The 17,435-nt window shown below is 40.0% G+C and carries 17 protein-coding genes and 1 riboswitch; of the genes, 2 read left to right on the forward strand and 15 right to left on the reverse strand.

Annotation, left to right across the window (positions count from 1 at the left end; translation table 11 throughout):
- Nucleotides 1–198 precede the first annotated feature (198 nt).
- The 3 genes from J7E81_RS16680 to J7E81_RS16690 form a co-directional block, all read right to left on the reverse strand.
- A complete protein-coding gene (locus tag J7E81_RS16680; protein WP_374104051.1) occupies nt 199–1,254 on the reverse strand; it encodes a GerMN domain-containing protein in 1,056 nt (351 codons plus the stop codon).
- Between the two features lie 127 nt (nt 1,255–1,381).
- Nucleotides 1,382–2,176, reverse strand: coding sequence for a glutamate racemase (gene racE, locus J7E81_RS16685; RefSeq protein ID WP_215043969.1), 795 nt, complete (start codon nt 2,174–2,176; stop codon nt 1,382–1,384).
- 15 nt (nt 2,177–2,191) lie between these two features.
- Complete coding sequence (locus J7E81_RS16690; RefSeq protein ID WP_215043971.1) at nt 2,192–2,641, reverse strand: MarR family winged helix-turn-helix transcriptional regulator; 450 nt, start codon at nt 2,639–2,641, stop codon at nt 2,192–2,194.
- A gap of 246 nt (nt 2,642–2,887) precedes the next feature.
- On the opposite strand from J7E81_RS16690, the gene J7E81_RS16695 reads away from it, so the two are divergent.
- Nucleotides 2,888–3,193, forward strand: a complete 306-nt coding sequence (locus tag J7E81_RS16695; RefSeq protein WP_215043973.1) for a HesB/YadR/YfhF family protein — start codon at nt 2,888–2,890, stop codon at nt 3,191–3,193.
- 51 nt (nt 3,194–3,244) lie between these two features.
- On the opposite strand, the gene J7E81_RS16700 is transcribed toward J7E81_RS16695, so the two are convergent.
- The 6 genes from J7E81_RS16700 to J7E81_RS16725 all read right to left on the reverse strand — a co-directional run bounded on the left by J7E81_RS16700 (nt 3,245) and on the right by J7E81_RS16725 (nt 9,654).
- On the reverse strand, nt 3,245–5,080 hold the full coding sequence (locus J7E81_RS16700; RefSeq protein WP_215043975.1) for a PAS domain-containing sensor histidine kinase: 1,836 nt from the start codon (nt 5,078–5,080) through the stop codon (nt 3,245–3,247).
- Nucleotides 5,081–5,336: 256 nt separating this feature from the next.
- Nucleotides 5,337–5,561 (reverse strand): spore germination transcription factor GerE, encoded by a 225-nt coding sequence (gerE, locus tag J7E81_RS16705; protein ID WP_007087335.1) that lies wholly within the window; start codon nt 5,559–5,561, stop codon nt 5,337–5,339.
- A 165-nt stretch (nt 5,562–5,726) separates the two neighbouring features.
- Nucleotides 5,727–6,311: a class D sortase gene (locus J7E81_RS16710; RefSeq protein ID WP_215043977.1), complete on the reverse strand. Its 585-nt coding sequence runs from the start codon at nt 6,309–6,311 to the stop codon at nt 5,727–5,729.
- Nucleotides 6,312–6,453: 142 nt separating this feature from the next.
- Nucleotides 6,454–7,218 carry a succinate dehydrogenase iron-sulfur subunit gene (gene sdhB / locus J7E81_RS16715; RefSeq protein ID WP_144564368.1) on the reverse strand — a complete coding sequence of 255 codons (765 nt, stop codon included), beginning with the start codon at nt 7,216–7,218 and terminating at the stop codon, nt 6,454–6,456.
- Between the two features lie 21 nt (nt 7,219–7,239).
- Nucleotides 7,240–8,991: a succinate dehydrogenase flavoprotein subunit gene (gene sdhA / locus J7E81_RS16720; protein WP_215043979.1), complete on the reverse strand. Its 1,752-nt coding sequence runs from the start codon at nt 8,989–8,991 to the stop codon at nt 7,240–7,242.
- Between the two features lie 51 nt (nt 8,992–9,042).
- Nucleotides 9,043–9,654 (reverse strand): succinate dehydrogenase cytochrome b558 subunit, encoded by a 612-nt coding sequence (locus J7E81_RS16725; RefSeq protein ID WP_215043981.1) that lies wholly within the window; start codon nt 9,652–9,654, stop codon nt 9,043–9,045.
- A 428-nt stretch (nt 9,655–10,082) separates the two neighbouring features.
- Between J7E81_RS16725 and J7E81_RS16730 the strand changes: the two genes are divergently transcribed.
- Nucleotides 10,083–10,538: a YslB family protein gene (locus J7E81_RS16730; RefSeq protein ID WP_308162226.1), complete on the forward strand. Its 456-nt coding sequence runs from the start codon at nt 10,083–10,085 to the stop codon at nt 10,536–10,538.
- Between the two features lie 92 nt (nt 10,539–10,630).
- On the opposite strand, the gene J7E81_RS16735 is transcribed toward J7E81_RS16730, so the two are convergent.
- The 6 genes from J7E81_RS16735 to J7E81_RS16760 all read right to left on the reverse strand — a co-directional run bounded on the left by J7E81_RS16735 (nt 10,631) and on the right by J7E81_RS16760 (nt 17,434).
- Nucleotides 10,631–11,851, reverse strand: a complete 1,221-nt coding sequence (locus J7E81_RS16735) for an aspartate kinase (RefSeq protein WP_215043985.1) — start codon at nt 11,849–11,851, stop codon at nt 10,631–10,633.
- A gap of 238 nt (nt 11,852–12,089) precedes the next feature.
- Nucleotides 12,090–12,267: riboswitch (Lysine riboswitch) on the reverse strand.
- A gap of 66 nt (nt 12,268–12,333) precedes the next feature.
- On the reverse strand, nt 12,334–14,106 hold the full coding sequence (gene uvrC / locus J7E81_RS16740; RefSeq protein ID WP_215043987.1) for an excinuclease ABC subunit UvrC: 1,773 nt from the start codon (nt 14,104–14,106) through the stop codon (nt 12,334–12,336).
- A gap of 132 nt (nt 14,107–14,238) precedes the next feature.
- A complete protein-coding gene (gene trxA / locus J7E81_RS16745) occupies nt 14,239–14,553 on the reverse strand; it encodes a thioredoxin (RefSeq protein ID WP_215043989.1) in 315 nt (104 codons plus the stop codon).
- Nucleotides 14,554–14,761: 208 nt separating this feature from the next.
- Nucleotides 14,762–15,739 carry an electron transfer flavoprotein subunit alpha/FixB family protein gene (locus J7E81_RS16750; protein ID WP_215043991.1) on the reverse strand — a complete coding sequence of 326 codons (978 nt, stop codon included), beginning with the start codon at nt 15,737–15,739 and terminating at the stop codon, nt 14,762–14,764.
- 39 nt (nt 15,740–15,778) lie between these two features.
- A complete protein-coding gene (locus tag J7E81_RS16755; protein WP_215043993.1) occupies nt 15,779–16,552 on the reverse strand; it encodes an electron transfer flavoprotein subunit beta/FixA family protein in 774 nt (257 codons plus the stop codon).
- 108 nt (nt 16,553–16,660) lie between these two features.
- Nucleotides 16,661–17,434: an enoyl-CoA hydratase gene (locus J7E81_RS16760; RefSeq protein WP_215043995.1), complete on the reverse strand. Its 774-nt coding sequence runs from the start codon at nt 17,432–17,434 to the stop codon at nt 16,661–16,663.
- Nucleotide 17,435: the final 1 nt, after the last annotated feature.

Genomic DNA, 17,435 nt, shown 5'->3' on the forward strand with positions numbered 1-17,435 from the left:
GGGGAGCCTCCTCGGCGCACTTGCGCCTGCGGGGTCTCCTCTGCCCCGTACTCCCGCAGGAGTCTTCGCCGCCTTCCGCTCCAATCAACATGCTAAAAATCAACCATAACCTTTAACACAGCCTTTCAAATAAAGAAGAGGCGGGCCTAAGAGCCAACCTCTTTCATGGTCACTATATAGTATAACAAAAATGGTTTTTTAAAAACTACCTGTATTGACTTTTTCTGGACGTGTTACCGGTTCAGAGACTTTCTTCCCTTGATCATTCTTAATGTCTACCTTACCTTCAACCTCGACGGCAACCTTTTCAACACCTTTTTGTTCTGTTAAAGAAAGAACGAGCGTATCTAGTAACGATTGAGAGATTTCTTTGTCCTTAAAGCTGTCATAAATATTCTTGTTAAAGTTTAATGTTACCGTACCGTTTTCATATTTAGGGGCTTCAAGCAGCTTCACATCTGACATAAATTCAGATACTAGCGTAGATTTCTCACTCGGCCCTTGAATTAATTGTTTGATGACAGCGGCATAATTGTCTTTCTCCGTATTGCTAATCCGGCGTGTTACCGGCACATAGTAATAAGAGCCCTCTTCCCCGCCAATATAATAGACCGTTACTGGCTTTGTATTGGTAATATCTGCGACATCTGTGGTATCAATATTAATCCCGGATGCTCTTGATAGATTTTCACTAATCGGAGTTCCGCCGACAGGCATTTCTGTTAAGTCATGGCCGTTCATTTGAAGCTTGACCGATTTCACGTTATCAAATTGCGTCATTGTCCAGGTGACAGATTGAAGGATTTTTTGTTCATCCTGTGGCTGATAATTCTTGAATTCTTTTGAGAAGTTCACCGTTGCGACGCCATTATCTTTATTAATGTTAACCGAAACTTCTGTATCTTCAGGGAGCACTGCCCTAAACTTATTTGGAAGCAAGTCGGTTCCTTTACCATTTACCACAAGATACTCAAGGGCCTGTTTTGCTACGGAAGCGGTTTTTGGCAGGGCAAGTGTTTGCGGAACTACATAGCCATCCTTATCAATCAAATAGAGTTCCGTTTTAACTGTGTTCTGGGCGGTTTCTTTATCTTTCGCCGTCGTCACCTTGCTTACCGTTTCATCTTTCACCGTAACCGTTTTTGGCGGATCGATTTTCTTTTGTACTTCTGTGTTAAATAGTCCGCAGCCAGAAAGTAGCATTGTCGAGGTCAACACCGTCATACCAATTATTTTTGCTTTATTTTTAGACACATTAATTCCCCCCTAAGACAGTTTGTACTATCATGTATACGAGCCTTACGAAAAAATAGACCGCCTTAAGAAAGAAAAATAGAATTAAATTTATATGCAAAAAGGAGCCCCGTGGCTGGAGCTCCTTTTAAAGTTTTATTTTATTTACATTGTGGACAGGAGTTCCGAGCCATTGGGAGGCAATTTTTGAAAAAAGCCATTTTGAGCCTGTTGTGTAATATTCGTGCTCTGGTTCGTCCTCACAAGTGTCCAGCAAATCATTATACTGGAGAATAGCACTGACTTCTCGAGCTGTTTCATCCCCTGAACTAATTACCTTTACCTTCTCACCCATTACATTTTTAATAAGCGGTTCGAGCAGTGGATAATGGGTACACCCCAATATTAAAGTATCTAAATTTTGCTCCAACAGCGGCTTCAAAGATTCATCTACGATTCTCTCAGCAATGGCACCTGCATATTCTCCGCTCTCCACTAGAGGGACAAATTTCGGGCATGCATGACTCGTGACAAACAGCCTGCTGTTGAGCGATTTTAGAGCTATTTCATAGGCTCCGCTTTTGACCGTTCCAATTGTGCCAATAATCCCGACACGATAATTTTTCGTCCGCTTTATCGCAGCTCGTGCCCCAGGATTAATTACGCCAATAACTGGAATTGATAATGCTTTACGGATTTCATCCAAAGCAGCAGCCGTAGCGGTATTGCAGGCTATGACAAGCATCTTAATATTTTTTTCTAATAAAAAATTAGTTAATTCCCAAGTAAACTTCTTAACTTCCTGTCTTGACCTTGGGCCATATGGGCAGCGTGCTGTATCTCCCAAATAGATGATTTTCTCATTGGGAAGCTGCCTCATCATCTCTTTGGCAACGGTTAGTCCACCGACACCGGAATCAATAACACCGATTGGTTGTTTCAAAAATCTCGCCTCTTTTTAACGCATTTCTTGATGCATTTTGCTCAAGCTGGATTGAAGAAGTAAGATTTGATCCATTGTAAAGTTTTTTAATATTTCCTCTAAATACGCCTGACGCTTCTTTATGACTTCATCAATGATTCTTTTACCTTCTTCTAATAAATGAATTCGCACGACACGGCGGTCGCTGGGATCCTTCACTCGCACCACAAGTAAATTTTTTTCCATCCGGTCGACTAAATCTGTCGTTGTACTGCAAGCCAAAAACATTTTATTCGATAGCTCTCCAATGGTCATGTCTCCCTCTTCAAAAAGCCATTGCAAGGCCACGAATTGTGGTGGAGTAATTTTATATTGACTTAACATTTCCCGGCCCTTCTGTTTAATGATACCAGAAATATAACGTAAGTCCTTTTCAATATTAGCAATAATATCCACTGTAACTTTTTGTGGGTTTTCGAGTTCCATATTTGTATACACTCCTATAATTTGCTTCTCCTCAAGACGACACTAGGTCATAACCGGCTGAAAAAAGCTAAATGTCTTAAAGCTTGTACTTATTTTCTACTTTTTTTGCTAAAATTTCAAGCAGAAACTTGCTTTTTGCTACTCCTGAAAAGCCATTTACTAAATCAAATGCTATAATAAATTTATTCTAACAGATTCGTTCATAATATAGTTATGTTTGAATTTTAAAACAAAGGTGAGAAAAAGATGAAAATAGATTTGAGTAACACTGCGATTCAATGGTTTAAGGAAGAAGTAGACTTAAAAAATGGGGATAAGGTTAGATTCTATGTAAAAATTTACGGAAGCAGCCCTGTTCAAGAAGGGTTTTCACTTGCTTTTACCGTGGATAATGAACCCATCGACATTGCAGTTAAGACTGAAAAAGACGGGCTGACCTTTTTTATTGAGGGTGCTGATTTATGGTTCTTTAATGGTCATGATTTACATGTTGATTACAATAAAGAAATTGATGAATTAGAATTTAGTTATATTCTACCAAGTGAAAAATAATAAAAACCGGCATCTTAAAAAGATGCCGATTTTTATTACCCTAGGTATTTCTTAATGAAGTCTTTTACTTGCAATGGGTAAAATCACTTCTATTAAAGTCCCCTGCTCATCGCTCCAAATATTAATGGTTCCACCATGGTTTTCAATGATTTGTTTTGAAATCATCACTCCAAGTCCAGTACCATCTTCTTTGGTGGTGAAAAATGGCTCTCCCACACGTTTTAATATTTCTTGTGACATACCCTTTCCCGTGTCTTGAAAGAAGACCTTTACCATATTAAGACCGTATTGTTTTACCTCAATGGTGATAAGCCCGCCCTCTGGCATCGCCTCTATGGCATTTTTTAAAATGTTGATAAACACCTGCTTTAACTGATTCCGATCACAATTAATAGTAAAGTTATGATAATTGTAATGGGTCTCGATTTGAACTCCACTGATAATGGCCTGTGTATCAATCAACGTCTTAACATTTTCCAGCAGGGTGATGAGATCAACGGCTTCAAATTTTAATTCATGTGGTTTGGCCATGACCAGAAGCTCACTTAGAATCAATTCAATCCTGTCCATTTCAGACTCGATGATTTCAAAGTAAGGCCTATTCCTCTCCTCTTCTGACTCCATCAACTGCAGAAAACCTTTAATGGCGGTGAGAGGATTTCGTACCTCATGAGCAATTCCCGCAGCCAGTTGTCCTGCTACATTTAATTTCTCGGAATTAAGCAGGAGTTCATGGGTCCTTTTCCGTTCGGTAATATCCCGAATGATGATATGCCTCGCCCGGTTATTCTGATAAATGGTTGGAATTCCTTTCACTTCGGCTACAAATGGAGAGCCGTCTAAGCGCAGGAGTTTATACTCAATAAAGTCTGTGACATTACCAGACGTCTCGATTTGCTGACGCTCTTTGGCTATCTCATGATAATCCGGATGGATAAGATCAGCCATTGTCCGATTTAGAATATCCTTTTTATCTGATGCCCCGAATAATTTGGCACCTGTTTCATTGATAAAGAGAATCTCGGCATCTTTTGCAATAATGACGGCATCTGGTGAATACTCAACTAGATCTCGATAGGTTTCTTCCCGTCTTTTTGCTTCTGTTATATCTCTTATTACACTGACAATCTCTAAAACATGCAGAGTATCATGGGCGATGATTGGTTTACAAAGCGATTCCACCCACATATATTCACCGCTATTTTTTCGGACACGGTAGCTGTCTCGTCCATGTTCTTGGCCGTCGAGGACCTTTCTTCGGTTTTGAAAGGCGTTTTCAACATCATCCGGATGGACAAACGACAAAATATTTTGGTTCAACACTTCATTTGGATCATAACCGAGAATATATTCACAGGAAGGAGAAACATAGACAATTTCACCTTGCAAGTTAGTACTAACAATAACATCGAGGATATTATCAGTTAAAACGCGCTGCATTTCTTCAACTTTTCTTATTTCTTCTTTTTTTCTTTTTAATTCCGTTATGTCTTTCCCGACTGCGCTAACCCCGACAATTTGGTCATCTTCACTAATCGGGATAAAGGTTATATTTAAATCAAGGATTTGTCCAATTTTTGTGATGATCTTGGTATCAAAGTTTGAAAAACGGCCTAATACCGCATTGCTAAAATGATGGAACACCTTATTTATGTGGTCGATGGGAAATAGAAATTGAAGTTTTAACTCGTCCGCTTCCACGGGTGAAAAACCAGTTAATTGTAAGAATGCCGGGTTCGATTGAACAACACGGCCTTCAATATCCAATACAAAAATGCTATCTTCGTTGCAGGAAAATAACGTCTCATTTCTGCGGTGATTTTCTTTTAAATATTTTAATAAAAGCATTCTCTTTTCACTTTTAATCGCTTCAACAGGACTGTTCATCTTTCTCTTTCCGTTCCTTTCTCCCCTAATAATACCTATATATGATCACTCTAATTTTCATTTTAAGTTTTACTGATAAAACTTTCAATAGATTTCTACTATTTTCCATTAACTTATATTATCTTCTAAACTAGCCAAAGAAAGAACAATTTGCATGATACGGATAGGGAAACTAGTGTGAGGAGGTCTGTTTTTATTTTTCTAAAAAAACATTTTCATAAAAATGAACGGCCCCCAAAATGGAAGCCGGTCATTATTAAAGTTCTAGCTCTCCCATTCGAAGGAGCTCTACAACAGCTTGTGAACGCCCTTTGACACCAAGCTTTTGCATGGCATTTGAAATGTGATTCCTTACTGTTTTTTCGCTTATAAATAATTCACCAGCGATTTCTTTCGTTGTTTTGTCTTGTACTAGTAGTTCGAATACTTCTCTTTCCCGTTTGGTGAGTAATGGCTTGTGATTATAATCATTCTCCTTCAAGTATTGTAACCCTCCTTGCCTTCGCCAGTAATGTATCGTGGGATGGGTATATATTTAGTCACCATATCTTATGTAAACGATACAAATGGAGTGACTATAATTGACTAAAAGGAGTGGGTTTTTATTAAAAAATCACAAAATTATTCCAACTTTTTTATTTTTTGTTTAGGAGTTAATTATTTTTGCATAAATAATGTATCGTTTTGGCGCATTACCAACATAATGAAACGGATAACATGTGGTCAGGATTAATTCTTCCTGCTGTTTTTGTAAGGTAATAATGCTTTTATCGTTTGCTTTAACAATTTTTGTACGGACGATCTCGTATGTATAATTCCCATACGGCATCTGTATCTTTAACTGGTTACCTATTTTTAGTTCGCCTAATTTGCGAAATACTGTATCCCGATGACCCGACAAAACGATTTGCCCCTTATCACCTGGAAAAGAAGAGCCTTTATAATGGCCTACTCCCTTTTCAAGATCATCAGGGTCTGTTCCTTCCACAATGGCCAATTCAGCTTTAATGTTTGGAATCTTTAAAATGCCAACTGTATCTCCTATAGTGGGAGGTGTACTAGTATCTAGTTTCTTCTTATCCGCAGTAACCGGCTGTTTCTGGCTGATAATTTCCTTTGCCTGCTGAAGAGCCGTAGTCGATTTTACTTTTGTATGGGCATATTGCCAAACACCAACGCCCAATAGAATAAGTCCTATTACAATAAGAAAAAAGGGGAATTTTCTTTTCACCTTGAATACCTGCCTTTAATGAGGTTCATTTCTTCAAGTATACCAAAGAGTGACACGATTGGACTATTGAAACTATTGCCTAAAAAAAGAAAAAACCTTCTTTCCCAAACAGAAAAGAAGGTTTTGTGAGGCTATATTACGTTTAGTTACCACTATCGCTTCCAAAGAAGTTTCTAAATGCTTGCATCGTGGCAGCACGGTTAACCGCTGCAATCGAAGTTGTAATAGGAATTCCTTTTGGACATGCCTGTACACAGTTTTGCGAATTCCCGCATCCCTGCATACCGCCATCCTCCATAAAAGCATTTAAACGTTCTGCTGCGTTCATTTCACCTGTTGGATGTGCGTTGAATAAGCGAACTTGGTTAAATACTGCTGGTCCCATAAAGTTTGTTTTACTATTCACATTTGGACAAGCCTCTAGACAAACACCGCAAGTCATACATTTAGATAGCTCATATGCCCACTGACGTTTTCTTTCCGGCATCCGTGGTCCAGGTCCTAAATCATAGGTTCCATCAATCGGAATCCAGGCTTTTACCTTTTTCAAGGAATCAAACATTCTGCTCCGATCAACGGAGAGGTCACGAACAACAGGGAATGTTTTCATTGGTGCTAGGCGAATCGGCTGTTCTAGCTGATCAACCAAAGCCGAACAAGATTGACGAGGCTTCCCGTTAATCACCATTGAACAGGCACCGCAAACCTCTTCAAGGCAGTTCATTTCCCAAGTGACTGGAGTAGTCGTTTTCCCTTGTGCATTTACTGGATTTTTACGTATTTCCATCAAGGCCGAAATAACGTTCATATTCGGACGGTATGGAATTTCGAATGTCTCCTCATAAGGAGCAGCATCTGGACTATCTTGACGAGTAATGATAAAAGTTACCTTTTTATTTTCAGACATGTTTCCCCACTCCCCTTTCTATTAATGTTTTGTTGTGTAATCGCGCTTCCTTGGCTGAATTAATGAAACGTCGATCTCTTCGTAATGGAAAGCTGGAGCAGTTTTAGAATCAACGAATTTCGCCATCGTTGTTTTCATAAATTCCTCATCATTCCGTTCAGGGAAATCTGGTTTATAATGAGCACCACGGCTCTCGTTCCGGTTATACGCACCGATCGTTATAACACGGGCCAATTGCAGCATGTTCTGTAATTGTCTTGTGAAAGCTGCCCCTTGGTTGCTCCATTTTGAAGTATCATTGATATTGATGTGTTGATAACGCTCTAATAGTTCTTGAATCTTTTCATCTGTTTTTAATAGCTTGTCATTATATCGGACAACGGTTACGTTATCTGTCATCCATTCGCCAAGCTCTTTATGAAGAACATAGGCATTTTCAGTACCATCTAAAGTCATGATATTATTCCATTTTTCTTCCTGCTCTTTCACATGACGATCAAATACAGTAGAAGAAATAGCATCTGAACTCTTTTCAAGTCCTTCGATATATTTAACAACATTAGGTCCTGCTACCATACCGCCGTAAACAGCTGATAACAAGGAGTTTGCACCAAGACGGTTTGCACCATGCTGTGAATAGTCACACTCACCTGCTGCAAATAAACCTTTGATGCTAGTCATCTGATCATAATCAACCCATAGACCACCCATTGAGTAGTGAACCGCAGGGAAAATTTTCATTGGTACTTTACGAGGGTTATCACCCATGAATTTTTCATAAATCTCGATAATACCGCCAAGTTTTACATCAAGTTCATGCGGATCCTTGTGAGATAGATCAAGGAATACCATGTTTTCGCCATTAATACCAAGCTTTTGACGAACACATACATCAAAGATTTCACGTGTTGCAATATCACGTGGTACTAAGTTTCCATAAGCAGGATATTTTTCCTCAAGGAAGTACCATGGTTTTCCGTCTTTATAGGTCCAAATACGACCGCCTTCACCACGTGCAGATTCACTCATTAAACGAAGCTTATCATCACCAGGAATAGCAGTTGGATGGATTTGAATCATTTCACCGTTTGCATAGTAAGCGCCTTGCTGATACACGATTGATGCAGCTGAACCTGTGTTAATAACGGAGTTGGTTGATTTTCCAAAAATAATCCCAGGCCCGCCCGTTGCCATGATCACAGCATCTGCAGCAAAGGATTTAATTTCCATTGTTTTTAAGTTTTGGCAGACAACGCCCCGGCAAACCTGTTCATCATCTAAAACTGCACCAAGGAATTCCCAGCCTTCATATTTCGTTACTAATCCATCTACTTCATGACGGCGAACCTGCTCATCCAGAGCATAAAGAAGCTGTTGCCCGGTTGTTGCACCGGCAAACGCTGTCCGGTGATGCTGTGTTCCCCCAAAGCGACGGAAATCTAGTAAACCTTCAGGTGTACGGTTAAACATAACACCCATACGGTCAAATAGATTAATAATACCAGGTGCTGCATCACACATCGCCTTAACTGGAGGCTGATTCGCTAAGAAATCCCCGCCATAAATGGTATCGTCAAAGTGAATCCATGGGGAATCCCCTTCCCCTTTTGTATTTACTGCTCCATTAATACCACCTTGGGCACAAACAGAGTGAGAACGTTTAACTGGTACCAGCGAAAAAAGCTCTACCGGTGTTCCTGATTCTGCCACTTTGATCGTAGCCATTAGGCCTGCAAGACCGCCGCCGACTACAATCACTTTTCCTTTACCCATTTGTGACTCACTCCTTCTAATCCAAATACAATTTTTTCCGACTACAATCTATTAAGAAATAAACGCTATTAAAGTTTGAATGCTTATTAATGAAAGAATAACGAACACACCAATCGTCACGTATGTAGTAATTTGTTGTGAACGTGGTGATACGGTAATTCCCCAGCTTACTAAAAATGACCATAAACCATTGGCAAAGTGGAAAATAGCTGAGAGAATCCCAATTAAATAGAATCCAAACATGAATGGTGATGATAGAATATCATGCATCATATCATAGTTTACCTCAGTCCCAAATGCCGCCGCCACACGGGTTTGCCATACATGCCAAGCAATAAAGATTAAGGTTAAAACTCCTGTAATACGCTGCAGCATGTACATCCAGTTTCTAAAAGTGCCAAACCTATTAACATTGCTACTTCCGGTAAAGGCAATATAAAGTCCATAGATTGCATGATATAACAATGGTAAATAGATAAGAACTGTTTCTAGGATGATCTTGAAAGGAAGATTCCCCATGAAACCTGCTGCCTTATTAAAGGATTCTGGTCCCCCTGTAACAAAATGGTTGACGACAAGATGCTGCGTTACAAATAATCCAATCGGTATAACACCTAGCAATGAGTGCAATCTTCGATTTACAAACTCTCGATTACCCGCCATAATTTTACCCCCCTTTTAGTTTTCAAAAAATGGTTCTTACTGTTTCCTTTTTTATATTTTTCTTACAAATGTATAATGGTCACCACTGTGACAATTATGTGACATGTTCATTTTACTCCCATCATTTAAGAGCGTCAAGAAAACGGATACAGATTCTTAAGCAAAAATAGAAAATTTTTTAAATATATTGATATTATACTAACCATGTCTCTTGTAAGAGTTTTCAGGTTATAAATATATATTAATCCCAATCTTTTCAATCTATTTCCAACATCTAACTGGTAGAAATTTTCCACTGGTGGAAATAATAATTATGATGAGAAATAGGATTAAATATTGCACGATAATTAATTTAATCTTAATAAAACTGATAATGAAATCCGAGTTAAATTGTATATAATAGAATGATAGGAAAGAGGGGAAACATTGTGAAAGAAAGTACTGTCGTCGATGTAAGTTTGACCACTTCAGAACCGCGTACCATATCGATCTTCGGATATGAATTAATCAGGGAAATCCTTCTGCCTGAGATTCTTGGGAAGGAAGCACCAGAAATATTATATTGGGCAGGTAAACGGCTGGCTCGGAAGTATCCATTAACTGATTTTGATCAGGTTATTGATTTTTTCAATCAAGCTTCATGGGGTCAATTGGAAATAAAAAAAGAAAACAAAAATGAACTTGAGATTGAGCTGTTTAGCCCCTTGATTGTATCAAGGGTTAAATCAAAGGCTGAGCATTTCTTCCAGCTTGAAGCAGGCTTCCTCGCCCAGCAAATGGAACTTCAAAAAGGAGCTATCGCCGAAGCCTTCGAGCACCCCGTCAAAAAGTCAAACAAAGTGCAATTTACCGTCAAATGGGACATAAAAGACTCCCTCGAGTAATCCAGTCCCATTCGAGTAAATACGATTGCACTGTTATCAATCGTGTCAGGTTCCCTTTCGGTGCCTGACACCATTTTTACTATCTTTCTATTTTATTGTTGTTTGCCCAGCTCGAAGGCTGTGTGCAGGGCTTCAACTGCTTTTAACATATTTTTTTCTTCTACTACCGCCGAGACTTTAATTTCGGATGTGCTGACCATTTTGATTTGAATATCATTCTCGGCAAGTACCTTAAACATTTTCGCTGCCACACCTGGATTGGAAATCATTCCTGAACCGACAATGGATACTTTAGCTAATTTATTTTCTGCATCTAGCTGCTCATAACCCAATTCTGTTTTATTATCTTCCAGTACCTTCAGCGTTTCTAATAGGTCATTCGTTTGGATTGAGAATGACAGATTAGCTGTTCCGCCTTCAGTTGTGCTTTGAATAATAATATCTACATTGAGATGATTTTGCGCTAGAGTTGTAAAAATAGTTGATAGACTTGTAATTGAGTTAGTCAACCCCAATACGCTTACTCTTGTAATTTCGTCCTCAAATGCCACTCCGCGTACCACTAAATTTTGTTCCATCGTTGCTTCCTCCTCAATCACTGTTCCTTCTTCTTTCTCCATGCTTGATCTGACCACAAGCTGTACATTGTAATTTTTAGCAAACTCTACTGCTCTGGGATGAAGTACACCTGCACCTAAATTGGCCAACTCTAGCATTTCATCATATGAAACAGATAATAGTTTTCGGGCATCTTTTATATATCTTGGATCCGTCGTAAACACGCCGGTTACATCTGTATAAATATCACACTTATCCGCTTTTAGAGCTGCCGCTAAAGCAACTGCGGTTGTATCTGATCCACCGCGGCCTAATGTTGTAATTTCGCCATCCTCGGTTACTCCTTGGAAACCCGCGACAATGACCACCTTTCCAGTTGAAACTTGGGTTTGAATCGCTTTTGTATCGATTTTGGCAATTCGAGCATTCCCATGTACAGGTTCAGTAACAATTCCTGCCTGCCAGCCTGTAAAAGATACTGCCTCCATTCCTTGTTGTTGTAAAGCCATGGAAAGTAATGCAATCGTAACCTGCTCGCCCGTAGACAAAAGCATATCCATTTCACGCTTGCTGGGCTCCTTCGTTATATCCTTGGCCAGGCTTACAAGCTGGTCCGTCGATTTTCCCATCGCAGAAACCACTACAACCACATCATTGCCCCGCTCTTTTTCCTCTCTTACACATGCTGCAACATTTAAAATTCTTTCAACACTCCCAACGGAAGTGCCGCCAAATTTTTGTACAACTATACCCATCTTTTTCCCCACTTTCCATTTTGCTGTCACTAGTATGCTAGTAAATTAGAAAAGCGCAAGCGCCTTGGTCAGCCCCACAAGCATAAGACGAGCCGGCCGAAAGGTTGCTTTTTAACCTTTTGGACGGATTGGCTGTAGACCATCGTGGGCTAGGCGCTGGAGCTAGACATAAAAAAAGCAATGAGAAGGGTATCTCATTGCTTTTTGAACACGAACATAAAAATTCCTGTGCAAATAACGTTAAGATAGCTCTCCAAGACATCGTCTTGACAATTCTGGATTTCTTCAATACAGAACCAGCAAAAGAAGGATATGAGCCCTTCTTTACTTCGGCGAACCTTCCCTTTCATGATCCCTCATCGAAGCTCATCCTTCTCAGAACCATTACTATTGAATTTCGCACCTCTACCTTCACTTTATTACGATAAAGTGACTGATTAAATTTTCACCATTATAGCATGTTCATTTTTATATGACAATAATTATTGACGAAGTTTTTCGATTAATTCCTCTGCGACATTGGTTGGTATACCAAGGGCAGTAAATTCCTCCAGACTGGCTTCCTTCATCTTTTTCACTGAGCCAAACTGTTTTAGCAATAATTTTTTTCGTTTTTCACCAATTCCTGGAATATCGTCGAGTAATGATTGAAAAGCACTTTTCCCGCGAATTTGCCGGTGGAAGGTAATCGCAAAACGGTGGACTTCATCCTGAATCCGCTGCAGCAAATAAAACTCCTGGCTATTTCTCGCTAACGGCACAATTTGGAGCGGATTTCCATAAAGCAGCTGCGAAGTACGGTGTTTCTCATCCTTCACAAGACCTGCCAGCGGGACATCTAAACCAAGCTCATTTTCGAGAACATCCCGAACCGCCTCCACATGTCCTTTACCACCATCAATAATAATTAAATCTGGCAACGGCAGATTTTCTTTCAGAGCTCTCGAATATCGTCGTCTGGTAACTTCCCGCATCGATTCATAATCATCAGGGCCGATTACTGATTTAATTTTGTATTTTCGATATTCACGTTTGTTTGCTTTTCCATCTGTAAAAACAACCATCGCTGAGACGGGGTCCGTCCCTTGTATATTAGAGTTATCAAATGACTCAATTCTGTAAGGGGTATAGATCCCTAGAAGTTCACCTAAATTTTCAACCGCTTTAATTGTTCGTTCCTCATCTTTTTCGATCAGCGAGAATTTTTCCTTTAAGGCAATGTTGGCATTTTTAATTGCCATTTTAACGAGGTCCTTTTTGGCACCTCTTTGCGGCTGTAGTACCTTTACTTCTAGCAGTTGTTCTGCCAACTGAAGATCCACTTCATCTTGAATTAAAATCTCTTTTGGCTTAAAATGATTGGCTTTTGTATAAAATTGACCAAGGAATGTCAAGATTTCTTCCTCAGGTTCATTGTAGATCGGGAACATAGAGACGTCCCGCTCGATCAACTTGCCTTGACGGACAAAAAACACTTGGACACACATCCAGCCTTTGTCGACTGCATATCCAAACACATCGCGGTCCGTAAAATCGGTCATCGTGATTTTTTGCTTTTCCATAATGGTCTCAATGTGAACAATTTTATCGCGGAGCTCCTTAGCACGTTCAAAATCGAGTTCTTCTGCCGCCGCAGTCATTTTTTCTGTTAACTCATTCTTTATTTCCTTATAACCGCCATTTAAAAAACGGGTGATTTCGTCAGTCATTTGTTTATATTGATCTTCCCGTACTTCATTAACACATGGTGCAAGGCATTGTCCTAGATGGTAATACAAGCAGACTCGGTCAGGCAACGTAGAGCACTTGCGTAACGGATATATTCGGTCGAGCAGCTTTTTGGTTTCGTTTGCCGCCATGACATTTGGATAAGGTCCAAAATACTTTCCTTTATCCTTTTTCACTTTTCTCGTAATAATTAGTTTCGGATGTCTTTCCGCTGTTAATTTGATAAACGGATACGTTTTATCATCCTTGAGCATGATATTGTATTTTGGATCATATTTCTTAATCAGGTTTAATTCAAGCAGCAGCGCTTCTATATTTGAAGAGGTAACAATATACTCAAAGTCCTCAATTTCATTAACAAGTCGTAATGTCTTCCCATCGTGTGAACCGTTAAAATAAGAACGTACACGATTCTTCAAAACTTTCGCTTTTCCCACATAAATAATCGTTCCCTGACGGTCTTTCATTAAGTAGCAGCCAGGCTGATCAGGCAGCAGGGTTAATTTTTGCTTTATAATTTCATTCATTCCGGCCACTCCTCCGTCCTTTTTTCATACATATAAAATTTTAATGCAAAGCGTCAATAAAAGGAAGTAGGAGACTATTGTCAAAAGTAAAAAACCTCAGCCAATTGGCTAAGGTTCTCGGGTTCAACGGTATTAAACGTGCTTTTCTAGAACGCTTGCTAGCGCATCTTTAGGCTGGAAGCCAACTACTTTGTCTACTACTTCGCCGTCTTTTAATACCAACAAAGTTGGAATGCTCATTACGCCAAAGTTAGCAGCCGTTTGTGGGTTGTCATCCACATCAAGCTTGGTGATTTTTACTTTTTCGCCCATTTCTGCGTCAAGTTCTTCAAGAACGGGAGCAATCATTTTACAAGGGCCGCACCATGGTGCCCAGAAATCTACAAGCACAAGACCTGAACCTGTTTCAGCTGTGAAATTTTGATCGGTAACATGTGAAATAGCCATTTATATTGACCTCCTAATAAATACTGAAATACTACGGAAAGTATAACATTTGTTTGTCATATCACGCTAATAATATGTCTCGCAAATAATTTCCCCATTTTTACTATAAGTATTCTATTCATAACCATGTAAAAAAGCGAGCCATTCACCGCCCGCTTTTTAGTATTGACCTGCATTTCCGTTAGTAAACCGTCCTGGCTATAGTTTATTAAGAATGAACTTTTAGTTTTTTAAATTCTTCTGTTAACAGTGGCACGACTTCGAATAAATCACCAACAATACCGTAATCAGCTACTTTAAAAATGTTGGCTTCCGGGTCCTTGTTAATTGCGACAATAACCTTGGAATTAGACATTCCAGCTAAGTGCTGAATAGCCCCTGAAATACCGCAGGCAATATACAAGTCTGGTGTCACAACCTTGCCAGTCTGGCCAATTTGTAAAGAGTAGTCACAATAATCCGCATCACAGGCACCACGTGAAGCTCCAACTGCGCCGCCTAATACCTTTGCTAATTCCTTTAATGGAGCAAATCCGTCAGCACTTTTTACACCGCGGCCGCCAGAGATCACGACTTTTGCTTCACTTAAATCTACACCCTCACTAGCTTTTCTGACCACTTCCTTGATAATCGCACGAAGATCCTTGATCTCAACAGACAGAGACGAGACCTCGCCTGTTCTGCTATCATCCTTTACGGAAGGTGCAATATTATTTGGGCGAACAGTGGCAAAAATCATCCCGTCGGTAACAATTTTCTTTTCAAATGCTTTACCTGAGTAGATCGGTCTTGTAAATACGATATTTCCACCAGCAGCTTCAACTGCTGTAGCATCAGAAATGAGGCCGGATGAAAGTTTCCCGGCAATTCGAGGGGCTAAATCCTTTCCTAACGCTGTGTGTCCTATCACTAATCCTTCAGGCTTTTCTTGGTCAATGACTGCCAATAAGGCTTGGGCAAAACCATCCGACGTATATTGTTTTAATTTTTCGTTCTCTACGACCAACACGCGGTCTGCTCCATATTGGATCAGTTCAGTACCTAAAGCGCTTACAGATTCACCAACTATAACTCCAACAACTTCTCCGCCTTCTGCCACTGTTTTTGCTGCAGCAACTGCTTCGAAAGAAACATTACGTAATGATCCGTCACGAACTTCTCCTAGTACCAATACTTTTCTTGACATTCGATTACCCTCCTGAAAAACAATTTTTATGTGAATGGATTAGATTACTTTCGCTTCCGTATGAAGAAGATGTACAAGTTCCTTCACTTGGTCATTTAAATCCCCTGCTAAAACCTTTCCTGCTTCTTTCTTTGCCGGTAAGAATATTTCGATCGTTTTGGTTTTGGCTTCTACGTCATCTTCTTCAAGATCGAGGTCGTCTAACTCTAATTCTTCCAGCGGCTTTTTCTTTGCCTTCATGATTCCTGGCAGAGAAGGGTAGCGAGGCTCGTTAAGGCCTTGCTGTGCCGTAACCAATAGCGGCAGGCTGGATTCAATCACTTCGGAATCTCCCTCTACATCCCGAGTGACTGTTACGCTTGTTCCATCAATTTCTAACTTTGTAATAGTTGTAACGTAGGGAATATTAAGCAATTCAGCCACGCGTGGGCCAACTTGGCCTGAACCGCCATCAATCGCGACATTGCCGCCTAAAATTAAATCCGCATTTTTATCTTTCAAGTATTCCGCAAGAATTTTTGCAGTCGTAAATTGATCTCCATTTTCTACATCATCTTCAATATTAATAAGAACGGCTTTGTCTGCTCCCATTGCAAGAGCTGTACGTAATTGCTTTTCAGACTCCTCACTGCCTACGGATATCACCGTTACGTCACCGCCATTGGCATCACGAACCTGAATCGCTTCTTCAATTGCATATTCATCATATGGATTGATGATGAATTCTGCACCATCCTCGTTAATTTTGCCGCCAGATATGGCAATCTTCTCTTCCGTATCAAAGGTTCTTTTCATTAATACATAAATGTTCATGGTTTCCCTCCTAGTAAATTTCAAACATTAACTCAGTTCAAAAGATTGAGAAAATGATTGGCAAAAAAATTTTATTAGAACTCCGAGACAGGTCTCTGCCGTCAGAAGTTATGCCCCTTTAAAATTAGGCTCCCGCTTTTCAAGGAAGGCCTGGATTCCTTCTTTTGCATCCTTTGAAACAAATACCTCGCCAAATAATTCAGCTTCCCTTTTTGTTCCTTCGTAAAATTCTTCTGTTTTTGCATAATTTAATAATTCTATAGCTGCCCGAATAGAACCAGGGCTTTTCTTAGCTATTTTTCCAGCAAGCTTATAGGTCTCATCTAATAGTTGACTTTCTGGGAAGGCACGGGTTGCTAAACCATATTGGACTGCCTCCATACCGGAAATAGGTTCGGAGGTAAACAGCATTTCCGCAGCCCTGGCAACGCCTACATATTTAGGTAAACGCTGTGTACCCGCAAAACCTGGGATTAACCCAAGCTGCAGCTCAGGAAGACCAAGCTTGGCATTTTCGGTTACATAGCGGATATGGCATGCCATCGCCAATTCGAGTCCACCGCCAAGTGCGGCACCATGGATAGCAGCAATGATGGGCTTTGAAAACTTTTCCATCCGATCGAATAAATCCTGCCCATACTTGCCAAGGTTTGCAAATCCATCTGCTGAAGTCACAGTCGTAAATTCCTTAATGTCGGCTCCCGCTGAGAAAAATCGGCCTTCGCCATGAATGATTATAACCCCAATCTCACCGTTTGGTTCAATTTCATCAAGTACTGCTGACAATTCTTTCAACAGACCTGATGAAAGTGCATTTGCGGGCGGACGCTCGATCGTAATCGTGGCAATCCGATCCTGATACGACCATTTTAAGTATTCCAAT

The sequence above is a fragment of the Bacillus sp. ISL-18 genome, from assembly GCF_018613415.1.
In the GTDB taxonomy this organism is placed as follows: Bacteria; Bacillota; Bacilli; order Bacillales; family Cytobacillaceae; genus Neobacillus.

Excerpts from the sequence above, each read along its gene's own strand:
- J7E81_RS16735 (WP_215043985.1), bottom strand. The coding sequence starts at position 11,851 with ATGGGTATAGTTGTACAAAAATTTGGCGGCACTTCCGTTGGGAGTGTT.
- sdhB (WP_144564368.1), bottom strand. The coding sequence starts at position 7,218 with ATGTCTGAAAATAAAAAGGTAACTTTTATCATTACTCGTCAAGATAGT.
- J7E81_RS16690 (WP_215043971.1), bottom strand. The coding sequence starts at position 2,641 with ATGGAACTCGAAAACCCACAAAAAGTTACAGTGGATATTATTGCTAAT.
- sdhA (WP_215043979.1), bottom strand. The coding sequence starts at position 8,991 with ATGGGTAAAGGAAAAGTGATTGTAGTCGGCGGCGGTCTTGCAGGCCTA.
- J7E81_RS16695 (WP_215043973.1), top strand. The coding sequence starts at position 2,888 with ATGAAAATAGATTTGAGTAACACTGCGATTCAATGGTTTAAGGAAGAA.
- trxA (WP_215043989.1), bottom strand. The coding sequence starts at position 14,553 with ATGGCTATTTCACATGTTACCGATCAAAATTTCACAGCTGAAACAGGT.
- J7E81_RS16725 (WP_215043981.1), bottom strand. The coding sequence starts at position 9,654 with ATGGCGGGTAATCGAGAGTTTGTAAATCGAAGATTGCACTCATTGCTA.
- uvrC (WP_215043987.1), bottom strand. The coding sequence starts at position 14,106 with ATGAATGAAATTATAAAGCAAAAATTAACCCTGCTGCCTGATCAGCCT.
- J7E81_RS16700 (WP_215043975.1), bottom strand. The coding sequence starts at position 5,080 with ATGAACAGTCCTGTTGAAGCGATTAAAAGTGAAAAGAGAATGCTTTTA.
- J7E81_RS16750 (WP_215043991.1), bottom strand. The coding sequence starts at position 15,739 with ATGTCAAGAAAAGTATTGGTACTAGGAGAAGTTCGTGACGGATCATTA.
- J7E81_RS16755 (WP_215043993.1), bottom strand. The coding sequence starts at position 16,552 with ATGAACATTTATGTATTAATGAAAAGAACCTTTGATACGGAAGAGAAG.